Consider the following 24,751-nt stretch of genomic DNA (forward strand, 5'->3'; position numbering starts at 1 on the left):
ACACTATTTAAAATAAGGATAATCTAATGGCTGTCAAAAAGGCACAAATGATGCCGACTTTTGCTTATGAAGGGGTTGACCGTAAGGGCGTAAAAATTAAGGGGGAACTTCCAGCCAAAAATATGGCTTTAGCTAAAGTGACCTTACGCAAACAAGGAGTTACTGTTCGAACCATACGTGAGAAACGTAAAAATATTCTTGAAGGTTTATTCAAGAAAAAAGTATCAACGCTTGATATTACGATTTTTACCCGACAACTGGCGACCATGATGAAAGCTGGTGTACCTCTGGTACAAGGCTTTGAAATTGTAGCTGAAGGCTTAGAAAATCCAGCAATGCGGGAGGTGGTACTTGGTATTAAAGGTGAAGTTGAAGGTGGCAGCACTTTTGCCTCAGCTTTAAGAAAGTATCCTCAATATTTTGATAATTTGTTTTGTTCACTTGTTGAGTCTGGTGAACAATCAGGTGCACTCGAAACTATGCTAGACCGTGTGGCAATTTACAAAGAGAAAAGTGAGTTGCTCAAGCAAAAAATTAAGAAAGCAATGAAATATCCTGCAATGGTTATTGTAGTAGCCATTGTGGTAACTATTGTTTTGATGATTTGGGTGGTCCCTGTTTTCCAAGATCTGTTTTCTTCTTTCGGAGCAGAATTACCGGCATTCACACAAATGGTCGTGAATATGTCGAAATGGATGCAATCATACTGGTTCATTATGATTATGGTGATTGGTGCAATTATTGTCGCCTTTATTGAGGCTAAAAAACGTAGTAAAAAGTTTCGTGATGGCTTAGATAAACTGGCACTTAAATTACCTATTTTTGGGGATTTGGTTTATAAAGCAATTATTGCCCGCTATAGTCGTACACTTGCCACTACATTTGCAGCAGGGGTTCCCTTGATTGATGCACTTGAGTCAACTGCTGGTGCAACCAACAATGTCATCTATGAACAAGCTGTTATGAAAATTCGTGAAGATGTTGCAACAGGTCAACAGCTTCAGTTTTCTATGCGTGTCTCTAACCGTTTCCCTTCTATGGCTATACAAATGGTTGCAATTGGTGAAGAATCGGGCGCACTAGACAGTATGCTCGACAAAGTTGCAACCTACTATGAAAATGAAGTGGATAATGCTGTTGATGGCTTAACTGCAATGATGGAACCTTTAATCATGGCAATTTTAGGGATTCTGGTAGGTGGTCTAGTTGTTGCCATGTATCTTCCAATTTTCAAAATGGGTTCAGTGGTATAATGCAAGACATCATTGCTTATTTTATTCAAAACTTAACTGCACTTTATATTGCAGTTGCACTATTGAGCCTGTGTATTGGTAGCTTTTTGAATGTGGTGATTTATCGCACCCCCAAAATGATGGAACAAGATTGGCAGCAAGAATGTCAAATGTTACTCAATCCTGAACAACCAATCATTGATCATGAAAAGCTAACATTAAGCAAACCTGCTTCATCATGTCCAAAGTGCCATCAACCGATTCGTTGGTATCAAAATATCCCAGTCATAAGCTGGTTGATGTTAAGAGGAAAATGTGGTCATTGCCAACATCCGATTAGCATTCGTTATCCAGCAATTGAACTACTCACCATGTTATGTTCATTGGTGGTGGTTATGGTGTTTGGCCCGACCATACAAATGCTTTGGGGACTCGTCCTGACTTGGGTTTTAATTACCCTCACCTTTATAGACTTTGATACACAACTTTTGCCTGATCGCTTTACCCTGCCTTTAGCAGCACTCGGCTTAGGCATTAACACCTTTAATATTTATACCGCGCCTAACTCAGCTATTTGGGGTTATTTAATCGGCTTTTTATGCCTATGGATTGTGTATTACTTATTTAAAGTGATTACTGGCAAAGAAGGTATGGGCTACGGTGACTTTAAATTGCTTGCCGCATTAGGCGCATGGATGGGACCATTGATGCTGCCATTAATTGTGTTATTGTCATCTTTATTAGGTGCAATCATTGGCATCATTTTATTAAAGTTAAGAAATGACAATCAGCCTTTTGCTTTTGGACCATATATTGCCATTGCGGGCTGGGTTGCCTTTTTATGGGGTGATCAGATTATGAAGATTTATTTAGGAGGTTAAGATGGCTTTTATTCTGGGAATCACAGGTGGTATTGGCAGTGGAAAATCTGCTGCAACACAATGGTTCGAGTCCCAAGGAATTCAAGTCGTCGATGCCGACATCGTTGCGCGTGAAGTCGTTGAAAAAGGCCAACCTACTCTCCAAAAAATTCAGCAAACTTTTGGAGACTGGGTACTTCAGCCCGATGGTAATTTAGATCGGCGTGCCCTACGCGAACATATTTTTCAGACCCCTGAAGCAAGACACATACTCGAGAGCATTACCCATCCTGCGATTCGCCAATCGATTATTCAACAACTACAAAATCCAAAAAGTCCTTATGTGATTTTAGTTTCACCATTACTCTTTGAAACCAACCAACATGAATTGGTTAATCACACTTTATTAGTGGATGCGAGTGAACAAACTCAAATTCAGCGTGCAAGTCAACGTGACGGGCAAAATCAAGAACAAATTCAGAAAATTATTGCCGCACAAATGCCACGCGAGCGTAAACGCGAACTTGCTAATGACATTGTGTTTAATGACGGATTACTCGAACATTTATATCAGCAACTAGAGCCTTTACATCAAAGCTATTTGAAGCGCACCAACTAATCTTACATATTTTGCTGCTTAATCTTTTGTGTCAGGCTATCTTGCCTAAACCAACGCCAAGGCTGTAAAGCTCCTATTCCCATACCTACCAAGCCCACAATAATTGATGGGCTTAATGACTCACCAAGTAAAGGTACAGCTAAAATAGCGGCAATGAACGGCGCCAAAGTTACAATACTTCCAGTTTTAAAAGCACCAAGACGTTGAATGGCAGCAACATAAGTCAAAGTTGCGATAATAACGACAAATACACCATGGAAAATGCCCTGTATCGCTAAATGAACAGGACTAACTTCCATGAAATGCTTTGGTAAAAATAGAGCATAGATGGGCAAGTAAATAATTGCAGACCAAATCGCGACACTTGCCATAGAGTGCCATGCAGAAAGTTTCCACTGTTTAAGTAATACAGTAAAAATTCCCCACCAAATCGCACTAATAAAAAGGAGTAAGTCTCCAATTCCAAACGCAGAGGTACTTGTACGTAGCATCAAAATACTCATGAGTGCTAAGGCAGCGATCATGATTGCGAGACTCGCCCATGTGTGTTTATCAAACGGCTGTCTAAATAAAATATAGGCAGCTAGAGCTGTGCAGATTGGTATGCATCCATTTAAAAATATTGCAGCATGTGCGGCTGGAGCATAAAGAAAAGCTGTATAAACAGTCAGACAATAGATAACACCGCCAATGAGCGCCAAAATAACCGCATGCTTACTCCATAAAAAAGCGAGATCTTTTTTATAAATTAAGATAGGCATTAAAATTAGAAAGGCGATAGCGAAGCGCAGTGCGGCAATGTCCCAAGCACTGATGTGCCATTGTGCATTTAAACGAGCAAAAAGTGTAAACCCGCCCCAAATGCACATGGTCACCAATACAAAGAAATAACCTTGTTTACGGGGAGACATATGAAGACTGCTTAAAAACTAGAAAGGCAGCTCAATTATACCTCAGAACGCTGACGACAAGCCTCATAAAGTGCCATACCTGTTGCCACACTTACGTTCAAACTCTGTAAATTCCCAGACATCGGAATATAAACTTTGTGATCACACTGTGCCTGAGTAATTGGGCGCAAACCTGTATCTTCAGCTCCCATCACAATCACGACTGGGCCAGAGAAATCACACTTTTGGATTGGCAGTGCACTTTCATCAAGCATAGTACCAATTACACGTACATGAGTGGTTTCTTTCAGATGAGCCAATGTACGAGCTAAATTTGTGACTTGAATAAATTTAACTTTTTCAGCTCCACCCGCCGCAACTTTACGAGCTGTTGGGGTTAAGCTTGCCGAGCGATCACGCGGCACAATCACAGCTTGCACGCCCATTGCAGCAGCGGTACGGATACAAGCACCTAAGTTATGTGGATCTGTTACCTGATCTAATGCGAGCAATAAAGCATCTGGAGTTTCAGCCAAGATCTGATCTAGATCTTTTTCATTTAAAATCGGATGAGGACGTACTGCTGCTACTACACCCTGATGAAATGGCAAACCTGCAAGTTTTTCAAGACTATCACGGCTTGCCTTTTGTACACTAATTCCAAAAGGCTCTGCCAAGTGCAAAATCTTTTGCAAACGTTGGTCATCCCGCCCTTTTAAAGTAAACAGGGTTAGCACACGTTCCGGCTCAAGTTCTAACAATGACTCCACTGAGTGAACGCCATAATAATATTCCGGTTTTGCCATGCTTGACCTCTAACAACGTTTGAGCAAAAAAATAAAAATCCTGCAAAGCCAACTTCACAGGATTTCTTTGGGCATAGTGTACCCGATTTAAACAGGAATTTCTTAGCCTTCTAAATGGCACACATAATCGAGCACTTCATCAGTCTCAATTTTAAAAACACTATTTCCAGGAACATAAAATGATTGACCAGCACGGAACAATTCACTTTCATTACTGTCTGCAATTTTCACGCGACATTCACCTGAAATAATTTCCATACGCTCAGGAACATGTGTTTCAAATGTTAAAGGCTGCTCAGTCGGCAAAATAACACCTAATGTTTTTTTCGTTCCATCTTCAAATTGCACGGTATGGCTGATACATGCTCCACCAAAATAAACATTTGACTTTTTGATGACCGTTACATGATCAAATTGGGTTGAACTCATGCACATTCTCCAGATAATGCCGCATTTATATAACTTATGTTGAATGTAGTTTAATTGTGCCTAAATAACTAATCAATCAGTTTTCATACGCATAGACTTGTAATTTCTACTGCTGTAGCTGAATTTTTTTAGTAAAAGCGTGGGGTAAATTTACTTCAATATTTCGATTGGTCAACATAATTTCACCTTATCTGCAAACTTCATCGTAAATTTCATCCAGAAAAACTCAGTAAACTTTCTGCGCTTTTGAATAATCAACTAGGAGCTGTAATTAATGATGAATCAACTTCTATGCCAACATTAAAGTTGTCTGGGTTATTTCGCATTGAAGCGGCCTCACAAGCTGGGAAATCGACGTTATTTCCATCAAAATGCCGACTAGCATGTACAAGCACACTTTATTTTAAAATCGGTCAAATACAATAACGCAGATAATGTTGGTCTATAACTCTATTTTCCACATACTTTCCAGTGGCAACATAATCACCAATATGTACTTCAATATTATGAAAATACTGATATATTTTTTTACTCTTCAAAATAAACTGGCAAGTAAAAAATATCTTTCTACACAATTAAATAAATGTATCCATGAATAATTCTGATAATTTTTGATATCGACGATTATTGCCAAATAATAAACGAACAAGAATCTTGGAGTTCTATAATTTCAGTTAGAATAATAGATCACTTGTAGCAAATTCAAAACTTCTCTATCTTTAACCCATAATTTGGCGCGTTGGATGCGTTTATGCTCACACATTTAACTTTAATTAATTTTGCATTAGCTGATCATTTAGCTATTGATATAGAACAAGGATTTAATGTTCTAACAGGTGAGACAGGTGCCGGAAAATCATTATTACTGGATGCACTTTCTGCCTGCTTAGGTGAACGTACAGATACAAATTATGTCCGCTATGGTTCGGACAAAGCGGATGTAACCGCTGTTTTTACTTATCAGGACAATAGTCCTGAAGCGAAATGGCTACAAGACCATGAACTAGATGATGATTCTGGGGAAATTCATTTACGACGTGTTATTTTCGCAACTGGTCGCAGTAAAGCATGGGTCAATGGACGTCCGAGCAGCCTCTCTGAGCTTAAAGAATTAGGACGTTTACTGGTTCAGTTATATAGCCAGCACAGCCAACAACAGCTACTTGAGCCACCTTATCCAAAGCATTGGTTAGACCGTTATAACAATTTTTATGTAGAAGTGCATGATGTTCGTGAGGCCTATAGCACATGGCAACGCACAATTCGTTTACACCAAGCAGCTTTAGATGCTCAAGCAACCCGTCTACAACGTATTGCGACTTTAGAGCTGCAAATTGAAGAGCTTGAAGAGGTTATTCAAACTGATTACAAAGAAATCGAGCAAGAGTTCGATCGCCTCAGTCATCATGAACATATCATGCAAGATTGTAGCTATAGCCTGAATGCGCTTGATGAAGCTGAGCAAAACATTACTCAAGAAATGTCGTCGATTATTCGTCGTTTAGAATCTCATGCAGGACGTAGTGAACAGCTTTCTGAAATTTATAACTCATTATTAAATGCGCAAAGTGAAATTGATGATGCCACATCAAATTTACGTCAGTTCATTGATCGTCAAAGTTTTGATCCTGAACGAATGGAAGAACTAAATTCCAAGCTTGAAGTTTTTCATCGTCTGGCACGTAAGTACCGTACTCAGCCAGAGACGCTCAAAGAAGAATACGAAACTTGGCAAAATGAGCTTGAACAGTTACATCAACTTGAAGACCCGGAGACTCTGGCAGAGCAAGTAGAAAAGTCACATGAGGAATTTTTAGAGAAAGCTCAGCATTTAGACAATATTCGTCGTGAAGCTGCTGCCCCACTTGCCAAACAGTTAACCGAACAAGTGAAACCTTTAGCACTACCAGAAGCCCACTTTGAGTTTAAGTTTGAACCCCTAGAACAACCAGGTGCAGAAGGCTTAAGCTTTATTCAACTTTTATTTACGGCTAATAAAGGTATTCCACCACAACCATTAGCACGCGTCGCTTCGGGTGGTGAGCTTTCACGTATTGCACTCGTCATGCAAGTCATGAACGCGGAAAAAACGGAAGCCGAAGTTTTAGTGTTTGATGAAATTGATGTGGGGATTAGCGGTGGTACGGCTGAAGTGGTTGGGCGTTTACTTGCCGACTTAGCTCAACATGTCCAACTTTTATGTATTACTCACCAAGCACAGGTCGCTGCGCAATCTGATCAACATTTGTTAGTTAAAAAGCAGCAAACTGACCCAGCCAGCAGTACCATTGTACAACTTGATGAAAATCAGATTATTTCTGAATTAGCACGTATGTCTGGCGGTGTTGAAATTAATGAAACGACCTTACAGCATGCTAAACAATTACGACAACTTAAATTTCAGGCTTCTTCAAATTAATAAAGAAAATGAGAGAAAAAGATTGGCGAAATCCGATTAACTCTTGTATGTTGATAAAAAGAACCTATATAGATAATAGGGTCGTGAGACCCTCTAGCGACATTTTTTGAGGGAGAACCGCTTAGGTGACCAAACAATACATGACTCACCGTTGTCTGATTGCCCCGCCAGAACTGGCAGATGACTTTTTTGCAAATACAGTAATTTATCTTGCCCGTCACGATGAAGAAGGTGCTCAAGGCATTATCATTAATCGTCCTGCTGGCATTCAAATTAAAGAACTCCTGAATGATTTAGATATTGATGCAGACAATGTAAATCCACATGAGGTTTTACAAGGTGGGCCTTTACGCCCAGAAGCAGGCTTTGTCCTTCATACTGGCCAACCAACTTGGCACTCTTCTATCGCTGTGGGTGAAAATGTCTGTATTACCACCAGTAAAGATATTCTTGATGCAATTGCACATAACGAAGGTGTGGGTCGCTATCAAATCGCACTGGGTTATGCGAGTTGGGGTAAAAACCAGTTAGAAGATGAAATCGCTCGCGGTGACTGGCTTATCTGTGATGCCGATATGGATCTGATTTTTAACTTACCGTACGATGACCGTTGGGATGCAGCCTATAAAAAGATTGGTGTAGATCGCACATGGCTGGCTTCTGAAATCGGACATGCTTAATGACTGTGACACAATCCAAATCAATTATGGCTTTCGATTTTGGCACTCAAAAAATGGGGATGGCTATAGGTCAATCTGCAATTGAAAGTGCTAACCCACTACCGTTATTTGTGATGAAAGATGGAATTCCTAACTGGGACCAGCTTTTAAAAATTGTGAAAGAGTGGCAACCTGATTTGTTTATTGTTGGTCTTCCATTAAATATGGATGATAGTGAGTCGGAACTTTCTACACGTGCCCGCAAATTTGCAAGACGTTTACGCCATCAAACCAACATTGAAACTTGGATGGTGGATGAGCGCTTAACGACGCGTGAAGCAAGAGAAGAGCTCGGCTTCTACCAAGAACAAGGACGCGCAAAGAAATTATCAGCAGATAGTTTTGCAGCAGCCTTGCTGATCCAGAGTTGGTATCGAAATCCAGTCGGCTTAACGCCATAAAAGTAAAAAAAGCATGTTTTACACATGCTTTTTTATTGAGTTTAAAAACTTAAGCTTTTTATTTTTCAATAATATGTACTGTCGCAGTACGGCCAGAAACAAAAGCAAGCTGATTTTTTGGCGCTTCGTCTAACACAATTTTCACAGGTACGCGCTGCGCTAAACGAACCCAGCTAAAGGTTGGGTTTACGTTTGCAAGCAATTTAGAACTGCTTGAACGCTCACGGTCTTCAATACCCGATGCAATACCTTGTACATGACCTTTAATTTTTTGACTATCACCCATTAACTGTACACTCGCTTCATCGCCAATATGAATACGGTCTAATTTTGTCTCTTCAAAATACCCTACAACATAGAGTTGTTTACGGTCTAGTAATGCTGCAACTGCTTGTCCAACTTGAACATAATTACCAGGGCGCATATCAAAGTTAGAGAGTGTTCCATCTGCGGGTGCCACCACAGCAGCACGATGCATATTAAGTTCAGCTAAATGCAAGTTACTTGTCGCAGCTTCAACGAGTGCCTGTTGCTGCTTAATAGTTGCTTCTGCTTGTTCAATCGCAGCTTGAAGTTGTTCATGCTCTGCAAGGGATTGATCGCGAGTTGCAAAGACTTGATCTTGTTCTTGTTTAGAAATAGCGCCATCCATTAAGTTTGAATAACGGTTTGCGTTTTTCTCGGCTAACTTAATGTTCGTACTCGATTTAATTAAGTTTGCTTTGGCTTGTGCTAAACCTGCTTGCGCCTGAGCATATGCCGCTTTTGCTTTTGCCAAATCAGACTTTGCTTGCTCTACATCTAAAGCTCGGCGAGAGACATCAATTTTAAAAAGTACCTGACCTTTTTTGACAGTCTGGTTATCTTGAACCAATACTTCAGTTACAAGTCCTGCTACATCTGAAGAAACTTGAATGACGTCCCCACGAACGCGACCATCACGTGTCCACGGCGCTGCATTATAGTAATTCCATAAATGCACAATGGTATAGACCGCAATCATTAATGCGACAATCAAAATCACTGGACGGATGACTTTTTTCAACTCCAATTGATTCATTTCACTCACCTAACTCAATCTTTAATCTGGCAATCATCTTTAAGCACCTAACCCAACAAAAACTTGGTGTATCACCAAAAGTAATAAAAGGTAAAAACACAAATTGAAAATGCTGGGCAATGCAATCCAGCCTTGTGCAATCCATTTGTTAGTTAAAGGACTTAACAAGCGGAAACATATATATGCAAATAAGGCTTGGACGAGCAAAGCGGGCACGTAAATACCGTAGACATTAAACTCACCCATGCGCTGTGGCTCCTGTAAGCGTACGATCTGCATTCATTTGGTTTGATGAAACATGACACATGCTATAAGCAATATTATTTAGTGAAATAAATAATCTTTGGCGAATAGCCATATCTTCTATATTTGAAGCAAGCTGTTTTAGTTCAAACAAAGTCTGATGAATATGTTGTATTAATACATCTGCTTCATCTTTTTCATTCTCTTTAGCTCTAAATAGCTCATCTAAATCTTGTTGCAAACGCCCAATATGATGAGCCAGTTCTGAAGATGACTGAACCTGATTTGCTAACTCTTGCAAACGGGTTAAATCAACAATTGCACTTGATTCAACAAGTGCCTGATGAATTGATTTTTTAATCTCTTCTGACTGAACCATTTTGGTATTTAAAACACCTACACGGTCTAACATCGCACGCAAATGAACTTTGAATTCAATACCATAAGGAATATAAATCGCTTGGCGCATCGCACGATAATGTAAAGCCAGAATACGATTTGCACTGGTATCGGGTGACATGGCACGTACCACATCTATCACAATGAGAGATACCAACACGCCCATCACCATACCGAATGAACTGTCTAAGTAAGACACTGCATCCATGCTATAAGCATTGTGCAAGTTCAGGCCCATCATGGTATTAATACCCAGCACCATGCCCACAGGCATGAGTGCCTGATTTGCCATCATAGAAACCGCAAATAAGAACATCGGTAGTAAAACGAGTCCAAGCTCCCAAAATGTAGTGACATGAGGGAAAACACCAAAAGCATAAATAAACACTAAAACGGCCGATGCCACACTGCCCCATATAAAAATACGTAAGACAGGGACAGGGTTATCTAAGGCTGTTAAAATACAGGCAGTTACGGCCCCAATCTGTGCCATCATAAATCCAGCCTTCCAGCCAGACAGAATCCACACACCTGTCACAATAAATGTAATGAGTACCGCACTAATACCGCCTCTGACGGCTACGCCATGATCTCGGTGCAAACTTGGATATTTAGTCGTCATTGGAGTAATGTTATCTGGTATCTCTTTATTACCCTGTTTGATGCGTTGCCATAAAACTTTTACAGCCAATACATTACTAATAAAGTGGCGGACATCCATTTTCATGGCAGCCAATAAAACTTGCTGATGTTCAGAAGCCGAGTCATTTAAGTTCAAAAAGTCATTTTCAAACTCGTCAGGTAACTGCAAAACATTTTCATCAGTCATCTGGTCTTTTTGTTCGAGAAAATGAATCACATGACCTGAAAGCTGTTTTAATTTGTCCGCATGACTTTCAATAAAATTAAGTTCTTGTAACTGTTTAATTCGCTCGGACAAAGCAACTAAGTTTGCAACTACCATCGACATTTGATGGAGCATTTCTTGCAAAGGCTTGGTCATGCCATGCAATTCACCTTTTTCATAGCTCAAGTGAACTGCCAAAGCATGAATATCAGTTGTATCACGAGTAATTGCGGCTAAAAGCTGTGTATTGTTTTGCTGTTGATCTGCATTTAATAAGTTTGCAAACAGGCTCTCGGTATCTTTAAGTGTTTTAGTTACACGCTGCTTAATGGCTGAACCAATATGCATAGGCAAAATAGTTGCGGAAACCACTGCACTTGAAATCACACCAATTGAAATCTCAAGTACACGCGCCAAAGCAATATCAAAAATATTGTACTGATCAATATAAGTAATCGCGTTGTACGCAATCATTGCAGTTGAATAACCCGCCAGCATAAATGCATAACTACGAGGCGTCCGGTCGAGTAAGGATACATAAAGCGCAAAGCCCACCCATAGTGATAACACCACCGTAAAGATCCACGGCGTATTAATCAGATGAGGCGTGATTGTTAATGCAACAATAGCGCCACCCACCGTCCCTAAAACACGATAGACACACTTAGACGACACCATACCCGAATAAGGGTTGGCGATAATCAAGACAGTACCGATCGACCACATTGGATTAATCAGGTCTAATTCAAACGAGACAAATAATGCCAACATGCCGGCAATAAATGTCTTTATTGCAAAAATTAGATCAAGCTTACTCGGGCGAAAAGCCAGTATTTGCTTTAATAACATGAACTCATCTCAAATACAGATTTGAACTGATGAGCATGCTCCTCAGCGTGCCCTTGCCTTTTTAAAAAGACAACACGACTTTGTCATTTGCCGTATAGACAAATGAGTTAATGAGAGCATCCTTCAATACAATGATTTTTCCTACATCTTTGCATGATATGCCCAGATGATTTCAGTTTGACCGCTATTTAGGCGACCAAGCTTAGGAAAGGAGAGACATCGAGAAAGCTGGCAGAGTAAACCAATTTCTCAATTAGATATTTTGTTGCACAATTTTTTCAAATTAAAGTGATTTAGTCAACTAAAATATCTTTATTTGATAATTTGATATGTTTTTAGTTAATCATATATGATGTACGAATCAAGAGAACTTTTCTGATTCTGAGCGTAAAATATTTAAATCAGGTAGTTATCTTGCAATTGAGACAAAGCTTCAATTTTTCTGTTATAAGAACTCAAGTGTGACACTTTATTAAGGATACGAATAAGACATCATGGCAATTTCAAGTTTTGGCAAAATTTTAACCGTACTGGATTTATTTTCAGTTTCACGACCAGTGATTAATGTCGATATTATTTGCGAAGAACTTGGCTTGTCTAAACCGACCAGCTATCGTTATCTGAAAGAACTCGTATCAGCCGACTTATTAAAACGTATTAATGGTACTTCTGGCGATTACACTTTAGGCTCAAAAATAGCAGTTCTTGACTATGTATCAAGAACAACAGATCCACTCGTCCAAATCAGTACGCCGTTTATGCGTAATATTGTTGAGCGCACTGAACTTTGCTGTTTACTCACCTATTTAAATGATGACTATTGTATTGATATTCATCATGAGATTTTCAAAGATACTGAATTACTTTCATATGGTCGAGGCTGCCCGCGTCCGATCTATGTTGGAGCTTCACCAAAAACAATGGTGTCACATTTAAGTAAGCAGCGCATGCATGACTACTATGAACGTTTTCAGAATGAGCTATCGCAGTCAGGTTTTGCTCTAGACGAAACAAGCTTTATTCAACGCATGCGTAAAATAAAAAAACAAGGCTTCTATTTCTCACAAGGTGAGATTGACCCTAATGTTTCAGGCCTTGCCGTTCCCGTTCGTTTTTCGAGTAAAGAAGTTCCTTTGGCTTTAACATTAGTCGCATCAAAGAATCGTTTTGACTTTTTAAATATTCAAAAACTGATTGAAATTTTGCAAGAAAATGCTGGATTGATTGAGCAGCGCTTTATGGAACTCTCAGAAAAAGGCGAGATATAAAATAGTATTTTTGATAATTTAAAGTTTTTTTACATTTTTAAGCATTGAAAATATCAAAATATTCTCATATTATGATTTTAGCACCTATTGATGATTCTTTTCATCAGCAGCTCATCAATAGAAGGCTCTCCCTCAGAGGAATAAGCTCATGCAGCCATCATGGGCTTTTTTCTTGCCTAATTTTTAGCAAAAACTTATGAAAATTTGAACTGACGAAATGTCAGATTAATACGTGGCTGTAAAATTTTTGTCAAACGATTTAAATGGTGTTGCCAATATTGTTGAGTTTCACTGCGCATCACAATAAGTTGGCCCGGCTGTAACCACATTTCAACTTTTTCTTTAGTGTGAATATGCCTAAAAGAGAACTTTCTGGTCGCTCCAAAACTTAAAGAAGCAATGGTGGTTGTTCTAGCTAAAGAAACATCTGAGTCGCTATGCCAAGCCATACCTTGCGTTCCATCTTCATAAAGATTGGCTAAGCAAGAATTAAATTTTTCTGAAAGAATTTGTTCTACCTGCTGTTTCAACTTAGCAAGCGCTTTGTCCCACGGCAAAGAATCCCGAAAAACACCAGAATACTTATATCTATAATGCTCGTCACCATACCAAGCAACTTTGCGGGGAGTAATGAAGTGCTTGCCGTATAACTTCGCTTCATCATGTCGCCATGCCAGATGTTGATACAAATACTGAAAATATTGCTCGGCCTCTTCAGCACCTAAAATACATCCATAGTCCTGAACTTCACCATCATAAGGTAATAAATTTTCACAAGGTTCCGGAGAAAATAAATCTAGAGTCATGCAATCTCCCCTTGCTGCTTAGCTATCTCTCAAGCTAACAATGCCAGTTAAGAGCCGTTTTGCCAATGGTATTTGCTTATCATACCAATTACGTGAGTTACGCTATTTTTGCGCTTTGCAATAAAAAAGCCTTTCTCAAGGAAAGGCTTTTTAGAATCTTATTTGGTTTTATGGCTGCTTTAGATATGGCCACGCGGCTTTTAAATAAATAAACATTGACCACAAAGTAAGAATGACTGCGGTATATAACAAAGCATAAGCCAACATTTCTAAAGGCTGCCAGTTGAGTAAGAACACACTAATGGCAATCATTTGAAATGCAGTTTTATATTTACCTACAGTTGACACTGCTACACTGGTTCGCGCACCCAGTTCTGCCATCCACTCACGTAGAGCAGAAACAGTAATTTCCCGTGAAATAATAACAATTGCTGCAAAAGCCATCGCAATGGTAGGTTTCCACTGTACTAAAACAATAAGTGCAGCTGCTACCATGAGTTTGTCTGCAACTGGGTCTAGAAATCGGCCAAATGCTGAAGTCTGGTTTAAAGATCGTGCCAAATAGCCATCAAACCAGTCGGTTATAGCAGCCAGCACAAAGATTGCAGTCAAGATAATATGACGAGTCATACTTCCTACGTGCTCACCAATACCTATTGCAGGCGGCCAATATGCAATCACCAAAAATACTGGAATAAGCGCGATACGCGCCAAAGTTAGGATATTTGGGATATTCAGGATTCGCCCTGTGGTCATAAACACCGCCAATTTAGTCTTCACGCATCTTTTAACAGACAAAGACACATACTTCAATATTGTATCTATCTGTAACAGCCACTTTATACGAAATATGTGAATCGAGAAAGTAGATTGCTTAGGTAAATACCGTAACAGTTTGCCTCAAAATTGCAATTAAATGATCACTTTGATCCCAGAGATATGCATATTCTGTCGAGTAACCTTCACTTGCATATTCTGTGGCGACTTTATATTTAAACCAGTCACACAATTGATGCTGGACTGGGTTCACATACGTAATGTGCCACGTTAAAGAACTTGCAGGCGCAACTTGCTTAAACATGGGCAAAACACCTGGCGGCCAAATGTCCATGAGAACAATCAAATCAGGCAATGTTAGTTGACGATTTTCATGTTGCTCTGGCGAGAACCTTGACCAACCACCAAAGTCTGGATGCTCACTTGCTGTCACCGGATAATTACCCTCAGCCCAACACACTTCAAAGTGCTGAAAGCATTCAGGCATATGCTGACCAAAAGGAATGACAGATAAATTTTCAGGTTGTACATATGCAGGAGCAACGGGTTCTTGTTTAACCTCAATACTCGATGCACGAGATGCCCCAAAACTTGCAACCAAAATGGTTTGCACTGCGTCATCTTGCCATAAACGTGCCTCAAGCGTACTGACTGACTTCCCCTCTCTTAAAACTTCAATAGTCAATCGGGCAGAACCTTGCTGTACAGGACCCACAAAAGTAACACTACAACTTAATAATCTTTTATTTGGATCTTGAATATGGGAGCATGCTTTTTGCATTAATAGCCCAGCAACAAGGCCACCAAAAACCGTACGGCCCTGTAACCACCCTGCGGGTATATCAATCCATTCATTTTGTTTTACATCTTCAAATAGCTGTAATAATGACATGCATATCCCTAAGTCATGTGCGTGATTAGAAAGTATCTTTCATTATTTTGACCATCATGTGAATGGTCATGATGCTATTAATTTATGAGTGCTTTTGTCACTCAAATTTTAAATACGTGGCTACTCATGCAAAATTTTATAAATTGTTCTTGCCATCACTTCCCCTAAGCCCGGCACGACTGTCAGTTCTTTTTCCGATGCTTTTAACACGCCTTGAATCCCACCAAAATGTGTTAATAAATCTCGACGGCGTTTAGGTCCTAAGCCCGGAATTGCTTCTAAAACTGAGGTGCTACGACGTTTATCACGTTTAGCTCGGTGTTTGGTAATCGCAAAACGGTGAGCTTCATCACGTACCTGTTGAATCAAATGTAGGGCTTTATGATCTTCAGGTAACTGAATCTTTGTGCCGTCAGTAAAATGAAGCGTTTCAAGTCCCGGTTTACGCCCTTCACCCTTTGAGACACCAATCATGAAAGCTTCAAGTCCAAGTTCTTGCATAACTTCCATTGCCATATGAAGCTGGCCTTTACCACCATCAATTAAAAGCAAATCAGGCAGCATCGCCTTTTTATAGCGACGCGTTAAAGCTTGTCGCATTGCAGCATAATCATCGCCCGCAGTAATATCTTGAATGGCAAATTGTCGGTAGTCACGTTTACGCGCACCACCTTGGTCAAATACCACGCATGATGCGATCGGTGCTTCGCCCATGGTATGACTAATATCGAAACATTCGATACGATCAATTGGACGGCCAACCACCTGCTCAAGCTGGTGGAAACGCTCATTGAGTTCTAAGTGGTTACTCAACTGACCTTTAATTGCATGCTGAACGTTCATTTCACCAAGCTCTAACCATTCAGCACGTGTTTCTCGCACATTGCTCTTAATCTGGACTTTCTTTCCAAACTGCTGTGCTAAGGCTTCTTCCAGCTCTTTATGGTCAGACAAAGCAGTATTTACAATCAGTTCACTTGGTACTTCATCAGCAACCTGAAAGTAAAAGTTTGCCATAAAGTCACTTAGCATTTGTCCGAGGTCATCACCCAACATATCAGGGAAATAACTTTTACCACCTAGCATACGTCCGTTACGTACATGCATAATCTGTACACATGTCACACCAGCCTGATAGGCAATGGCCAAAATATCAGCTTCACCTTTCACTTTGAAAACAGCTTGCTGTGCTTGTACTTCACGAAGTAAAGACAATCGGTCTCGATAAAAAACGGCTTTTTCAAATTCAAGATCTGCCGCAGCCTGCTCCATTTTCGCAATCAGCTCTTGGTTTAATTCTTTGGTGTCACCTTGTAAGAAACGAATACTGTTATTCACATCTTCTTTGTAATCTTCTGGTGAAACCAAGCCTACACATGGGGCCGAACAGCGTTTGATTTGATATTGCAAACATGGACGTTTGCGCTGTGAGAAGTAACTGTTTTCACACTGGCGCACATTAAAAAGTTTTTGTAAAACTAGCAAGGTATCTCGGGCACTATAAGCGCTTGGATAAGGCCCAAAGAACTTACCAATTTGATGTTTACCCTTGCCACGACCACTGGCAATTCGCGGATACGGCTTATCTGCGGAAACAAAAATATAGACATATGATTTGTCGTCTCGCAGCATGATGTTATAAGGCGGACGATGTTGTTTAATTAGGTTTTGTTCTAAAAGCAGCGCTTCTGTTTCTGAACGCGTGACAAGCGTTTCAATATCATAAATTCTGGCAACTAAAGCCTGAGTTTTTGGATGCTCAATGGTTTTGACAAAATAACTCGATACCCGATTTTTTAGGTTTTTTGCTTTGCCCACATATAACAACTCACCATCTTTCCCTAGCATTTTATAAACGCCTGGAAGCTGGGTCATATGGGCTAAAATTTTTTCAATATGAGGACGAGCGTTTTGATTCACTATTGGCATGCATGGCTTAATACTGAATACCTAATGTGATGTTTTCATCCTTACTTTTCAAGTGCTTTACTGTGCCAGAACCTAAATTTGACAAGCGATGACGAAGTAGACCGACAAAGTGTGTCGTAGGTCTTAAGAATCGAGACGATAGTAACTATATTTCACGTCTTTTTCTTTATACACCGCATAGGTTTTTTGACGAAAATCTGAGAACCAGCCATTGCCCGTATAGCCAGCAATATGCCCGTAGGTATGGCCACTGGTACGTTCAATAATATAAATATCGCCTTCTTGAGGACGGTTGAATGCCGGTTTGATTTTCTTATAGCCATTCTTTTCTAGAGTATGCCCCCAGTCAGATGCAGCCACTGGATGCTTTGAAACGTCTGCACCAGCCGCTTGTAAAGCAATACGGATATTCTTGGCACATTTTTCTTTACTGTGTTTTGCTGACATGCTTTCAAGTTTGCTTGAGAACTTATGCAGATCGATATTTTGGTCTTCTACCTTATGTCTTTTAGAAGCCGATCGGCTATGCTTTTTAGTCTCAGCAGAAGCTTTGTTTAACATCGCTTTCGTTTTTAAGTCACCCTGAGAACTTTCTTCTTTTCTCAATTTAATGTGGTGAACATGTGCATGAGCTACGTGATGAGCATGAGCCATTTTGAAACCTACTTCCGCTAACCAGTCTTCGAAAAAACGGAGCAATTGTAGAATCAAAATTATGCGTTGGCTTTTAATAGTTGTAACAAATTCCTAGCACTGTGAAATGGATCACAAAATTAATCATTTAGATCAATAATTAATTATTTTTTAAATTATCTACTTAATGAAAATTTACATAAAGTTATTTTTTATAAAAAATTTATTAAAAACAAAATATTATTAAAATACACATAAAATAATATTTTAATAAAACTGAAAAAATAATGTCATTTAACTTTTTTAATATTTGGATTCAACTCTTAAAATATCCATAATATATGAAAATACATATCTTAATCTTTACTCTAATCGGTAGCCTGATCTACTCAACTCAAGGTTTTTCAAAAGACTGGAGCCAAGTTCCTCTATGCAGTGCAGACCAACCAGCATGTGTTACAGGTCTTTCTACGTTGCAACCCATAAACTTGGAAAACGGAAAAATTGTCTTTGATTTTGACACAGATGGATGTTTAGCTTCAGCACCAGTACAAAAACAAGGTGAAAACTATTACCCGAATAATGGTTTGAGCACCTCAGGTACTTTAGAAGGTCAATGTAGTTATAGGGATCAGTTAAGCAAAGCAAATATTATTTACAAGGAGAAATGTACGACTTATCAGAATTCTATTTACTGCGGTCGTATTTTTGCACTTTATACAGTTAAAGATAAAGCCGTAAATGGTAACTTAGACTTTATAGGACATCGACATGACCTAGAACACGCCGTAGTCTGGATGAAAGACGGTAAGGTAACGCATATAGGGGTAAGCGCACATGGAGAATTAACAAATACAGCAGCCAATCTATCTCCATTAGCAAAAGAATATGGTAATAATGCCTATGCAGTGGTTTATCATAAAGATGGTGTATTGACACATGCTCTGCGTTTAGCTGCATCAAAAACATCAAATAATATTCAAGTTGTTAATGAGACTCCAGAAAATCCAACAGGAAAATGGGTTTTACCTAATGTGATTGACATTGATCAGGCACCTACTAATTACATTAATACTCTTTTTAGCTCTGACTACGGTAAAGCAACACTTGAAATAAAACCATCTCGACTTATTAACTTTCTAAACAGTAAGAAACCTGCTGAATGGAACAATGTGACCTTTTATTAGTTAACACGCAATAAAAACTTAATTTAATATAAATTTAATTAAAATAAAAAAACGCCCTTTCGGGCGTTTTAATTAAAATACATATGGTCGCACAAAAATCAGGAAAAAAATCCCAAGCATGAGGAACCATTTTAAAAAGTAATATAATTTACGGTTTTTCGCTTTTAACGCTTTAGCTTTAATACGAATTTGGTACACATAACCAAAAGCTTTATTTAAACCACCCGTTTGGTCACCTGTTTCATTCGGTGAGCTTGCTGCAGTCATCACGTTACGGCCAAACCAATAGTTGAAACGTTCCATCCATTTCACTTTCATTGGACGCTCAACGTCCGCGAAGAAAATGATACGGTTTTGATCGGTCTTATTTTCAGCATAGTGAATATACGTTTCATCAAACACAACGCTTTGACCGTCACGCCAAGAGTATCTTTCACCATCGACATCAATAAAACAGCGATCATCATTTGGTGTAATTAAACCCAAGTGATAACGAAGTGAACCTGCGTATGGGTCACGGTGTCTAACCAAACGGCTATCAGGAGCAAGTTCGGTAAACATTGCTGCTTTAATAGTCGGTAATGTTTTGAGTAAAGCCGTTGTTTTCGGACAAAGTTCAGCAGCCGAAGGATGGCTTGACTCATACCATTTCAGGTAAAAACGTTTCCATCCTGTTTTAAAGAACGAGTTGAAACCCAAGTCATTGTAGGTACTTGATGCTTTAATCCCACCTTGGTCATATAAAGCTTTCGCTTCGTCTCGAATCATTTCCCAATTTTCATCTAACACTTTTAAATCTTTGAAGTGTTGAGTATCGATATAAGGCTGATTCGGTACCTTTGAAAAGATGTACATTAAAAAGTTAATCGGTGCGAGCAAGGTTGAATGGTCAAAAAATTGACGATAAAACGAGTGACGCACTTTGCCGCGATGTTGGATATACAATGCAGATATTACAAAAATCGCTAATACGATCCACTTAATCATATTGCTACTCTTTCAAAAGTTTAGGGCAACCTTACCTTAATTTTTAAAGGTAATCGCAGCCGGAAGATTATTAATTGGCGCAAATTTTAACAAAATTGACTTATAAAAAGCGAATGTCAAAAAATTAAGTTAAATAGTAGACAGCACTAATGTAATAAAAATTTAAAATATACTGTATTTTTCCATAACATCCAGAAGGTTAAAATTCATCACAATTGTTACTGTTATTTATAGACGATTCTACGAACAATTGACATTTTTGACAGAAAATTAACTTTTAAAAATTACTCATTTTTATATAAAAATTTCATAATCCTAATGCTTTATAAACAAAAATTTAAATTAAAACAAATATCTTTGATTAGAACCTATCTTTATGATTTCTTTTATGCATTTAATAAAGATGAATTGAATAATAAATAAGATGACCCTTGCGTCACGGCTTGATACAACTTGTCAGGTTTTTTTTAGATATAGTTATCGTAAGATTAGCGAAGCATAAATGTGTACCTAAGCTGTGCACACGCTTCATAACATCAACTTAGAAGTCCTCCAAAACTAAGGAGATCAGGCATGATCCACGCTGGCAATGCCATTACCGTCCAAATGCTTTCGGACGGAATTGCAGAATTCCGCTTTGACTTACAAGGTGAGTCGGTCAATAAATTTAACCGTGCAACAATTGAAGATTTCCAAGCAGCGATTGCTGCTGTAAAAGCCAATAACGATATTAAAGGCTTAGTTGTAACTTCGGGTAAATCTACATTTATTGTTGGTGCAGATATTACTGAATTTGGCGAAAACTTCGCCCAAGGCGAAAAAGCAATTGTTGACTGGCTTATGCCTGTTCACGAGATCTTCAATAGCTTTGAAGATTTAGACCTTCCAAAAGTTGCTGCTATTAATGGCATGGCTTTAGGTGGCGGTTTTGAAATGTGCTTAGTGTGTGACTATCGTGTGATGTCAGAAGCTGCACAAGTGGGCTTACCTGAAATCAAACTCGGTATTTATCCTGGTTTCGGTGGTAGCGTTCGTTTAAGCCGTGTTATCGGTATCGATAACGCAGTTGAATGGATGGCAATGGCTGTTCCTAAAAAACCGGCTGCTGCACTTAAAGATGGTGCTGTTGATGCTGTAGTGGCTGCTGATAAATTACTTGATGCTGCAACTGACCTGGTTAAACAAGCAATTTCTGGTCGTTTAAACTGGAAAGCAAAACGCCAAGAAAAACTTGATGCTGTAAAATTGAACCCGCTTGAACAAATGATGGCGTTCAACACAGCAAAAGGTGCAGTACTTGCTAAAGCAAACCCTGCTCAATACCCTGCTCCAAAATTATTACTTGATTCATTACAAGCAGGTGCAAGCCTTGCACGTGATGAAGCGTTAAAAGTTGAAGCTGAAGGCTTTGCGAAAGCAGCGATTACTCCACAAGCTGGTGCATTGATTGGTTTATTCCTCAATGACCAAGTTGTTAAGAAAACTGCTAAAAAACATGAAAAAGGTGCACACCCTGTAAACCAAGCAGCAGTACTTGGCGCTGGTATTATGGGTGGTGGTATTGCTTACCAAGCGGCAAGCAAAGGCACACCAATTATCATGAAAGATATTGGTAACCCACAACTTGCATTAGGTATGTCAGAAGCGAACAGCTTGTTAACTAAACAAGTTGAACGTAAGAAAATGAAACCTGCGCAAATGGGTGAAACTCTTGCACGTATCCGCCCTACTTTAAGCTACGACGAGTTTAAAGAGGTTGATATCGTAATCGAAGCAGTAACTGAAAATCCAAAAGTTAAAGAAATGGTACTTGCGGATACTGAAAAGAATGTTCGTGAAAATACGATCATTGCTTCTAATACGTCTACGATTTCAATCACGCGTTTAGCGAAAGCATTACAACGTCCTGAAAACTTCGTTGGTATGCACTTCTTCAACCCAGTTCACATGATGCCGCTTGTAGAAGTTATTCGTGGTGAAAAAACTTCTGAAGAAGCGATTGCAACGACTGTAGTGCTTGCTCAAAAAATGGGTAAAACACCAATCGTTGTAAACGACTGCCCAGGGTTCTTGGTTAACCGTGTATTGTTCCCTTACTTTGGTGCGTTTGACCTTCTTGTAAAAGACGGCGCAGACTTCCAACAAGTTGACAATGTAATGTCTAAGTTTGGCTGGCCAATGGGTCCTGCTTACCTCATCGACGTTGTTGGTATCGACACAGGTGTACATGGTGCAGAAGTCATGGCAGAAGGTTTCCCAGACCGTATGAAGCCAGACTACAAAGGTTCAATTCAAGCAATGTACGAAGCTAAACGTCTTGGTCAAAAGAATGACGTTGGTTTCTACAAGTACGTACTCGACAAGAAAGGCAAGAAAGCAAAAACTGTTGATTCAACAGCATATGAAATCATTGCTCCTTTCGTGACTGGCGAGAAACGTGAGTTTGATAACCAAGAAATCATTGACCGTATGATGCTTGCTTTCTGTAACGAAACAGTTCGTTGCTTAGAAGACAACATCGTTGTAACTGCCGCTGAAGCAGACATGGCAATGATTATGGGTGTAGGTTTCCCTCCATTCCGTGGTGGTCCATGCCGTTACATCGACCAAACAGGTGTTGCTGAATACGTTGCGCTTTGCGACAAATATGCACACTTAGGTAAGGCTTATGAAGCGCCGCAAATGTTGCGCGACATGGCTGCTAACAACAAAAAATTCTACGGTTAAGGAGCGACGTGAATGGCTACTTTAAATCCACGTGACGTTGTGATTGTTGATGGCGTTCGTTCTGCCATGGGCAAATCTAAAAACGGTATGTTCCGTAATGTACGTGCCGACAGTTTATCTGCTGAACTTGTACGTGCGCTCGTTGCCCGTAACCAGTTTGATGTAAATGAAGTTGAAGATCTGATCTGGGGCTGTGTAAACCAGACTCTAGAACAAGGTATGAACATTGGCCGTAACATCGGTTTATTGGCTGACTTGCCTAAAACTGTTGCTGGTCAAACAGTGAACCGTCTTTGTGGTTCGTCTATGCAGGCAATCCATACAGCGGCAGCACAAATTGCGACTAACCAAGGTGATATTTTCATTATTGGTGGTGTAGAGCATATGGGCCACGTAGGTATGATGCACGGCATCGACCTTAACCCAGAAGCATCTAAACACTATGCGAAAGCATCTAACATGATGGGCTTAACTGCTGAAATGTTAGGTCGTATGAACGGCATTACTCGTGAAGAACAAGATGCGTTTGGTGTTGAATCTCACCGCCGTGCTTGGGCTGCAACTCAAGAAGGTCGTTTCAAAAACGAAATCGTTGGTGTTGAAGGACACGATGCAAATGGCTTTAAAATCCTTTGCGACATCGACGAAGTTATTCGTCCAGATGCAAACCTTGAAGCGTTCAAAGCATTAAAACCTGTATTTGATCCTAAAGGTGGTTCAGTAACTGCAGCAACATCTTCTGCTCTTTCTGACGGTGCTTCTGCAATGTTGCTTATGTCTGCTGAACGTGCTCAAGCATTAGGTTTAAAACCACGTGCTGTCATTCGCTCTATGGCAGTTGCAGGCTGTGATGCAGCAATCATGGGTTACGGTCCAGTTCCAGCAACTCAAAAAGCGCTTAAACGTGCTGGTTTAACGATGGCTGATATTCAAACTATCGAATTAAACGAAGCATTTGCTGCTCAAGGCTTGTCAGTAATGAAAGGCTTAGGCGTTTATGACAAGCAAGACATCATTAACTTAAATGGTGGTGCGATTGCTTTGGGTCACCCACTAGGCTGTTCTGGTGCACGTATCACCACTACGTTGTTGAACGTAATGGAGCAACAAGATACTCAAATTGGTCTTGCGACTATGTGTATCGGCCTTGGTCAAGGTATTGCAACGATTATCGAACGTGTTTAATTAACACCAAGATAAAAAATCCCCGCTCAATGCGGGGATTTTTATTTTATCGGCCTTTTAAATCGTCTTGGATTTGTTGCTGTAATTTCAAAATATCATCTAAATTTACTTTCATCGTACCTTCACGATAAGCATCGACATTACCTCGATTAATGTTCAACGGCTTTAACATTTCAAAAAGACCATTGGTTGGGTCAGAAGACTGAATCCCACCCGCTACAGCTAAAATATATTCTCGTAAAAATGGAGAAAGTTGTGAGAGATCAGGCTGCGCAATAACGGGCTGATAATCTACGGTCGTCATACCTTCAGGGACTAAAGCATTCTGTATATCGTTATGTATTTTATATTCATGGTGTTGTAGTGCTTGGCGTACACTTTTATCTTCTTGAAAAGGTACAAAGCCCACCTCATCACGTAGCTCAGATTCAGCCATAACGCGAATAGTGGGTAAAGTCGTTACCTCTTCTGCCTGAACAGTTGGCAAACCCATAAAAGCAAATGCAGCGATTAAAGCTGATTGTTTTAAAAAGCTCATAACTTGCTCCAAAAAATCAGTCATCCTATTTCAATCAAAAGATGAAGAT

Annotated in this window: 23 protein-coding genes and 1 pseudogene; 10 read left to right on the plus strand and 14 right to left on the minus strand. The window is 39.6% G+C overall.

The features are described 5' to 3' along the window. Positions 1-26 precede the first annotated feature (26 nt). From I8T81_RS17115 to coaE, 3 genes are read left to right on the plus strand one after another with little or no spacing between them, the layout of a single operon-like run. Complete coding sequence (locus I8T81_RS17115; RefSeq protein WP_086496648.1) at positions 27-1,253, plus strand: type II secretion system F family protein; 1,227 nt, start codon at positions 27-29, stop codon at positions 1,251-1,253. Next, complete coding sequence (locus tag I8T81_RS19035; protein ID WP_198071716.1) at positions 1,253-2,113, plus strand: prepilin peptidase; 861 nt, start codon at positions 1,253-1,255, stop codon at positions 2,111-2,113. The genes I8T81_RS17115 and I8T81_RS19035 overlap by 1 nt, the downstream gene beginning before the upstream one ends. 1 nt (position 2,114) lies before the next feature. Beyond that, the gene (gene coaE, locus I8T81_RS17125; protein WP_198071717.1) at positions 2,115-2,711 is read left to right on the plus strand and encodes a dephospho-CoA kinase; all 597 of its coding nucleotides are present in this window, start codon (positions 2,115-2,117) and stop codon (positions 2,709-2,711) included. A gap of 2 nt (positions 2,712-2,713) precedes the next feature. On the opposite strand, the gene I8T81_RS17130 is transcribed toward coaE, so the two are convergent. The 4 genes and pseudogenes from I8T81_RS17130 to I8T81_RS19065 form a co-directional block, all read right to left on the minus strand. Further along, positions 2,714-3,622: a DMT family transporter gene (locus tag I8T81_RS17130; RefSeq protein ID WP_198071718.1), complete on the minus strand. Its 909-nt coding sequence runs from the start codon at positions 3,620-3,622 to the stop codon at positions 2,714-2,716. 35 nt (positions 3,623-3,657) lie between these two features. Beyond that, a complete protein-coding gene (gene rlmB, locus I8T81_RS17135) occupies positions 3,658-4,407 on the minus strand; it encodes a 23S rRNA (guanosine(2251)-2'-O)-methyltransferase RlmB (protein WP_198071719.1) in 750 nt (249 codons plus the stop codon). 102 nt (positions 4,408-4,509) lie between these two features. Beyond that, on the minus strand, positions 4,510-4,836 hold the full coding sequence (gene ppnP / locus I8T81_RS17140) for a pyrimidine/purine nucleoside phosphorylase (RefSeq protein ID WP_000099685.1): 327 nt from the start codon (positions 4,834-4,836) through the stop codon (positions 4,510-4,512). Positions 4,837-4,942: 106 nt separating this feature from the next. After that, positions 4,943-5,348 (minus strand): annotated as a pseudogene (locus I8T81_RS19065) (tetratricopeptide repeat protein); the annotation flags it as partial. Positions 5,349-5,587: 239 nt separating this feature from the next. Between I8T81_RS19065 and recN the strand changes: the two are divergent. The 3 genes from recN to ruvX all read left to right on the plus strand — a co-directional run bounded on the left by recN (position 5,588) and on the right by ruvX (position 8,375). Next, positions 5,588-7,255: a DNA repair protein RecN gene (recN, locus tag I8T81_RS17145; protein WP_198071720.1), complete on the plus strand. Its 1,668-nt coding sequence runs from the start codon at positions 5,588-5,590 to the stop codon at positions 7,253-7,255. 125 nt (positions 7,256-7,380) lie between these two features. Beyond that, positions 7,381-7,935 carry a YqgE/AlgH family protein gene (locus I8T81_RS17150; RefSeq protein WP_004699090.1) on the plus strand — a complete coding sequence of 185 codons (555 nt, stop codon included), beginning with the start codon at positions 7,381-7,383 and terminating at the stop codon, positions 7,933-7,935. Further along, complete coding sequence (gene ruvX, locus I8T81_RS17155; RefSeq protein ID WP_004699093.1) at positions 7,935-8,375, plus strand: Holliday junction resolvase RuvX; 441 nt, start codon at positions 7,935-7,937, stop codon at positions 8,373-8,375. The genes I8T81_RS17150 and ruvX overlap by 1 nt, the downstream gene beginning before the upstream one ends. 58 nt (positions 8,376-8,433) lie before the next feature. Here ruvX and I8T81_RS17160 read toward each other — a convergent pair whose 3' ends face one another. Genes I8T81_RS17160 through I8T81_RS17170 form a run of 3 tightly spaced genes read right to left on the minus strand, consistent with a single transcriptional unit; the run spans position 8,434 to position 11,773 of the window. Beyond that, positions 8,434-9,435, minus strand: a complete 1,002-nt coding sequence (locus I8T81_RS17160; RefSeq protein ID WP_049064939.1) for an HlyD family secretion protein — start codon at positions 9,433-9,435, stop codon at positions 8,434-8,436. 39 nt (positions 9,436-9,474) lie between these two features. After that, positions 9,475-9,681: a DUF1656 domain-containing protein gene (locus I8T81_RS17165; protein ID WP_004699097.1), complete on the minus strand. Its 207-nt coding sequence runs from the start codon at positions 9,679-9,681 to the stop codon at positions 9,475-9,477. Next, positions 9,674-11,773, minus strand: a complete 2,100-nt coding sequence (locus tag I8T81_RS17170) for an FUSC family protein (RefSeq protein ID WP_198071721.1) — start codon at positions 11,771-11,773, stop codon at positions 9,674-9,676. Before I8T81_RS17170 ends, I8T81_RS17165 begins: the two co-directional genes overlap by 8 nt. A gap of 494 nt (positions 11,774-12,267) precedes the next feature. Here I8T81_RS17170 and I8T81_RS17175 point away from each other — a divergent pair, with 494 nt between their 5' ends. Next, entirely contained in the window at positions 12,268-13,041 is a 774-nt protein-coding gene (locus I8T81_RS17175) for an IclR family transcriptional regulator (protein ID WP_004699103.1), read from the plus strand. 194 nt (positions 13,042-13,235) lie between these two features. Here I8T81_RS17175 and I8T81_RS17180 read toward each other — a convergent pair whose 3' ends face one another. From I8T81_RS17180 to I8T81_RS17200, 5 genes are all read right to left on the minus strand, one after another. Then, a complete protein-coding gene (locus I8T81_RS17180) occupies positions 13,236-13,847 on the minus strand; it encodes an alpha-ketoglutarate-dependent dioxygenase AlkB family protein (protein ID WP_198071722.1) in 612 nt (203 codons plus the stop codon). A 168-nt stretch (positions 13,848-14,015) separates the two neighbouring features. Further along, positions 14,016-14,603 carry a CDP-diacylglycerol--glycerol-3-phosphate 3-phosphatidyltransferase gene (gene pgsA, locus I8T81_RS17185; protein ID WP_004699108.1) on the minus strand — a complete coding sequence of 196 codons (588 nt, stop codon included), beginning with the start codon at positions 14,601-14,603 and terminating at the stop codon, positions 14,016-14,018. A 118-nt stretch (positions 14,604-14,721) separates the two neighbouring features. After that, the gene (locus tag I8T81_RS17190; protein WP_198071723.1) at positions 14,722-15,516 is read right to left on the minus strand and encodes a thioesterase family protein; all 795 of its coding nucleotides are present in this window, start codon (positions 15,514-15,516) and stop codon (positions 14,722-14,724) included. Between the two features lie 120 nt (positions 15,517-15,636). Next, positions 15,637-17,436: an excinuclease ABC subunit UvrC gene (gene uvrC, locus I8T81_RS17195; protein ID WP_198072787.1), complete on the minus strand. Its 1,800-nt coding sequence runs from the start codon at positions 17,434-17,436 to the stop codon at positions 15,637-15,639. Positions 17,437-17,568: 132 nt separating this feature from the next. Further along, a complete protein-coding gene (locus I8T81_RS17200; protein ID WP_004699114.1) occupies positions 17,569-18,099 on the minus strand; it encodes a CHAP domain-containing protein in 531 nt (176 codons plus the stop codon). A gap of 320 nt (positions 18,100-18,419) precedes the next feature. Here I8T81_RS17200 and I8T81_RS17205 point away from each other — a divergent pair, with 320 nt between their 5' ends. Beyond that, the gene (locus tag I8T81_RS17205; protein ID WP_227602142.1) at positions 18,420-19,265 is read left to right on the plus strand and encodes an NPP1 family protein; all 846 of its coding nucleotides are present in this window, start codon (positions 18,420-18,422) and stop codon (positions 19,263-19,265) included. Positions 19,266-19,337: 72 nt separating this feature from the next. Here the strand turns inward: I8T81_RS17205 and lpxO are convergent, their stop codons facing one another. Continuing rightward, positions 19,338-20,252, minus strand: coding sequence for a lipid A hydroxylase LpxO (gene lpxO / locus I8T81_RS17210; protein WP_198071724.1), 915 nt, complete (start codon positions 20,250-20,252; stop codon positions 19,338-19,340). 573 nt (positions 20,253-20,825) lie between these two features. Here lpxO and fadB point away from each other — a divergent pair. Together fadB and fadA are read left to right on the plus strand one after the other, a co-directional pair. Further along, complete coding sequence (fadB, locus tag I8T81_RS17215; protein WP_198071725.1) at positions 20,826-22,979, plus strand: fatty acid oxidation complex subunit alpha FadB; 2,154 nt, start codon at positions 20,826-20,828, stop codon at positions 22,977-22,979. A 12-nt stretch (positions 22,980-22,991) separates the two neighbouring features. After that, entirely contained in the window at positions 22,992-24,164 is a 1,173-nt protein-coding gene (gene fadA, locus I8T81_RS17220; RefSeq protein WP_019456791.1) for an acetyl-CoA C-acyltransferase FadA, read from the plus strand. Positions 24,165-24,210: 46 nt separating this feature from the next. On the opposite strand, the gene I8T81_RS17225 is transcribed toward fadA, so the two are convergent. Further along, positions 24,211-24,702 carry a hypothetical protein gene (locus tag I8T81_RS17225; protein ID WP_198071726.1) on the minus strand — a complete coding sequence of 164 codons (492 nt, stop codon included), beginning with the start codon at positions 24,700-24,702 and terminating at the stop codon, positions 24,211-24,213. Positions 24,703-24,751 lie beyond the last annotated feature (49 nt).

This window comes from Acinetobacter seifertii, from assembly GCF_016064815.1.
GTDB classification, from domain to species: domain Bacteria; phylum Pseudomonadota; class Gammaproteobacteria; order Pseudomonadales; family Moraxellaceae; genus Acinetobacter; species Acinetobacter seifertii.

Bases quoted from the DNA above. Each gene is read 5' to 3' on its own strand.
- I8T81_RS17115 (WP_086496648.1), top strand. From the start codon at position 27: ATGGCTGTCAAAAAGGCACAAATGATGCCGACTTTTGCTTATGAAGGG.
- I8T81_RS19035 (WP_198071716.1), top strand. From the start codon at position 1,253: ATGCAAGACATCATTGCTTATTTTATTCAAAACTTAACTGCACTTTAT.
- coaE (WP_198071717.1), top strand. From the start codon at position 2,115: ATGGCTTTTATTCTGGGAATCACAGGTGGTATTGGCAGTGGAAAATCT.
- I8T81_RS17130 (WP_198071718.1), bottom strand. From the start codon at position 3,622: ATGTCTCCCCGTAAACAAGGTTATTTCTTTGTATTGGTGACCATGTGC.
- rlmB (WP_198071719.1), bottom strand. From the start codon at position 4,407: ATGGCAAAACCGGAATATTATTATGGCGTTCACTCAGTGGAGTCATTG.
- ppnP (WP_000099685.1), bottom strand. From the start codon at position 4,836: ATGAGTTCAACCCAATTTGATCATGTAACGGTCATCAAAAAGTCAAAT.
- recN (WP_198071720.1), top strand. From the start codon at position 5,588: ATGCTCACACATTTAACTTTAATTAATTTTGCATTAGCTGATCATTTA.
- ruvX (WP_004699093.1), top strand. From the start codon at position 7,935: ATGACTGTGACACAATCCAAATCAATTATGGCTTTCGATTTTGGCACT.
- I8T81_RS17160 (WP_049064939.1), bottom strand. From the start codon at position 9,435: ATGAATCAATTGGAGTTGAAAAAAGTCATCCGTCCAGTGATTTTGATT.
- I8T81_RS17165 (WP_004699097.1), bottom strand. From the start codon at position 9,681: ATGGGTGAGTTTAATGTCTACGGTATTTACGTGCCCGCTTTGCTCGTC.
- I8T81_RS17170 (WP_198071721.1), bottom strand. From the start codon at position 11,773: ATGTTATTAAAGCAAATACTGGCTTTTCGCCCGAGTAAGCTTGATCTA.
- I8T81_RS17175 (WP_004699103.1), top strand. From the start codon at position 12,268: ATGGCAATTTCAAGTTTTGGCAAAATTTTAACCGTACTGGATTTATTT.
- I8T81_RS17180 (WP_198071722.1), bottom strand. From the start codon at position 13,847: ATGACTCTAGATTTATTTTCTCCGGAACCTTGTGAAAATTTATTACCT.
- pgsA (WP_004699108.1), bottom strand. From the start codon at position 14,603: ATGACCACAGGGCGAATCCTGAATATCCCAAATATCCTAACTTTGGCG.
- I8T81_RS17190 (WP_198071723.1), bottom strand. From the start codon at position 15,516: ATGTCATTATTACAGCTATTTGAAGATGTAAAACAAAATGAATGGATT.
- I8T81_RS17200 (WP_004699114.1), bottom strand. From the start codon at position 18,099: ATGGCTCATGCTCATCACGTAGCTCATGCACATGTTCACCACATTAAA.
- I8T81_RS17205 (WP_227602142.1), top strand. From the start codon at position 18,420: ATGAAAATACATATCTTAATCTTTACTCTAATCGGTAGCCTGATCTAC.
- lpxO (WP_198071724.1), bottom strand. From the start codon at position 20,252: ATGATTAAGTGGATCGTATTAGCGATTTTTGTAATATCTGCATTGTAT.
- fadB (WP_198071725.1), top strand. From the start codon at position 20,826: ATGATCCACGCTGGCAATGCCATTACCGTCCAAATGCTTTCGGACGGA.
- fadA (WP_019456791.1), top strand. From the start codon at position 22,992: ATGGCTACTTTAAATCCACGTGACGTTGTGATTGTTGATGGCGTTCGT.
- I8T81_RS17225 (WP_198071726.1), bottom strand. From the start codon at position 24,702: ATGAGCTTTTTAAAACAATCAGCTTTAATCGCTGCATTTGCTTTTATG.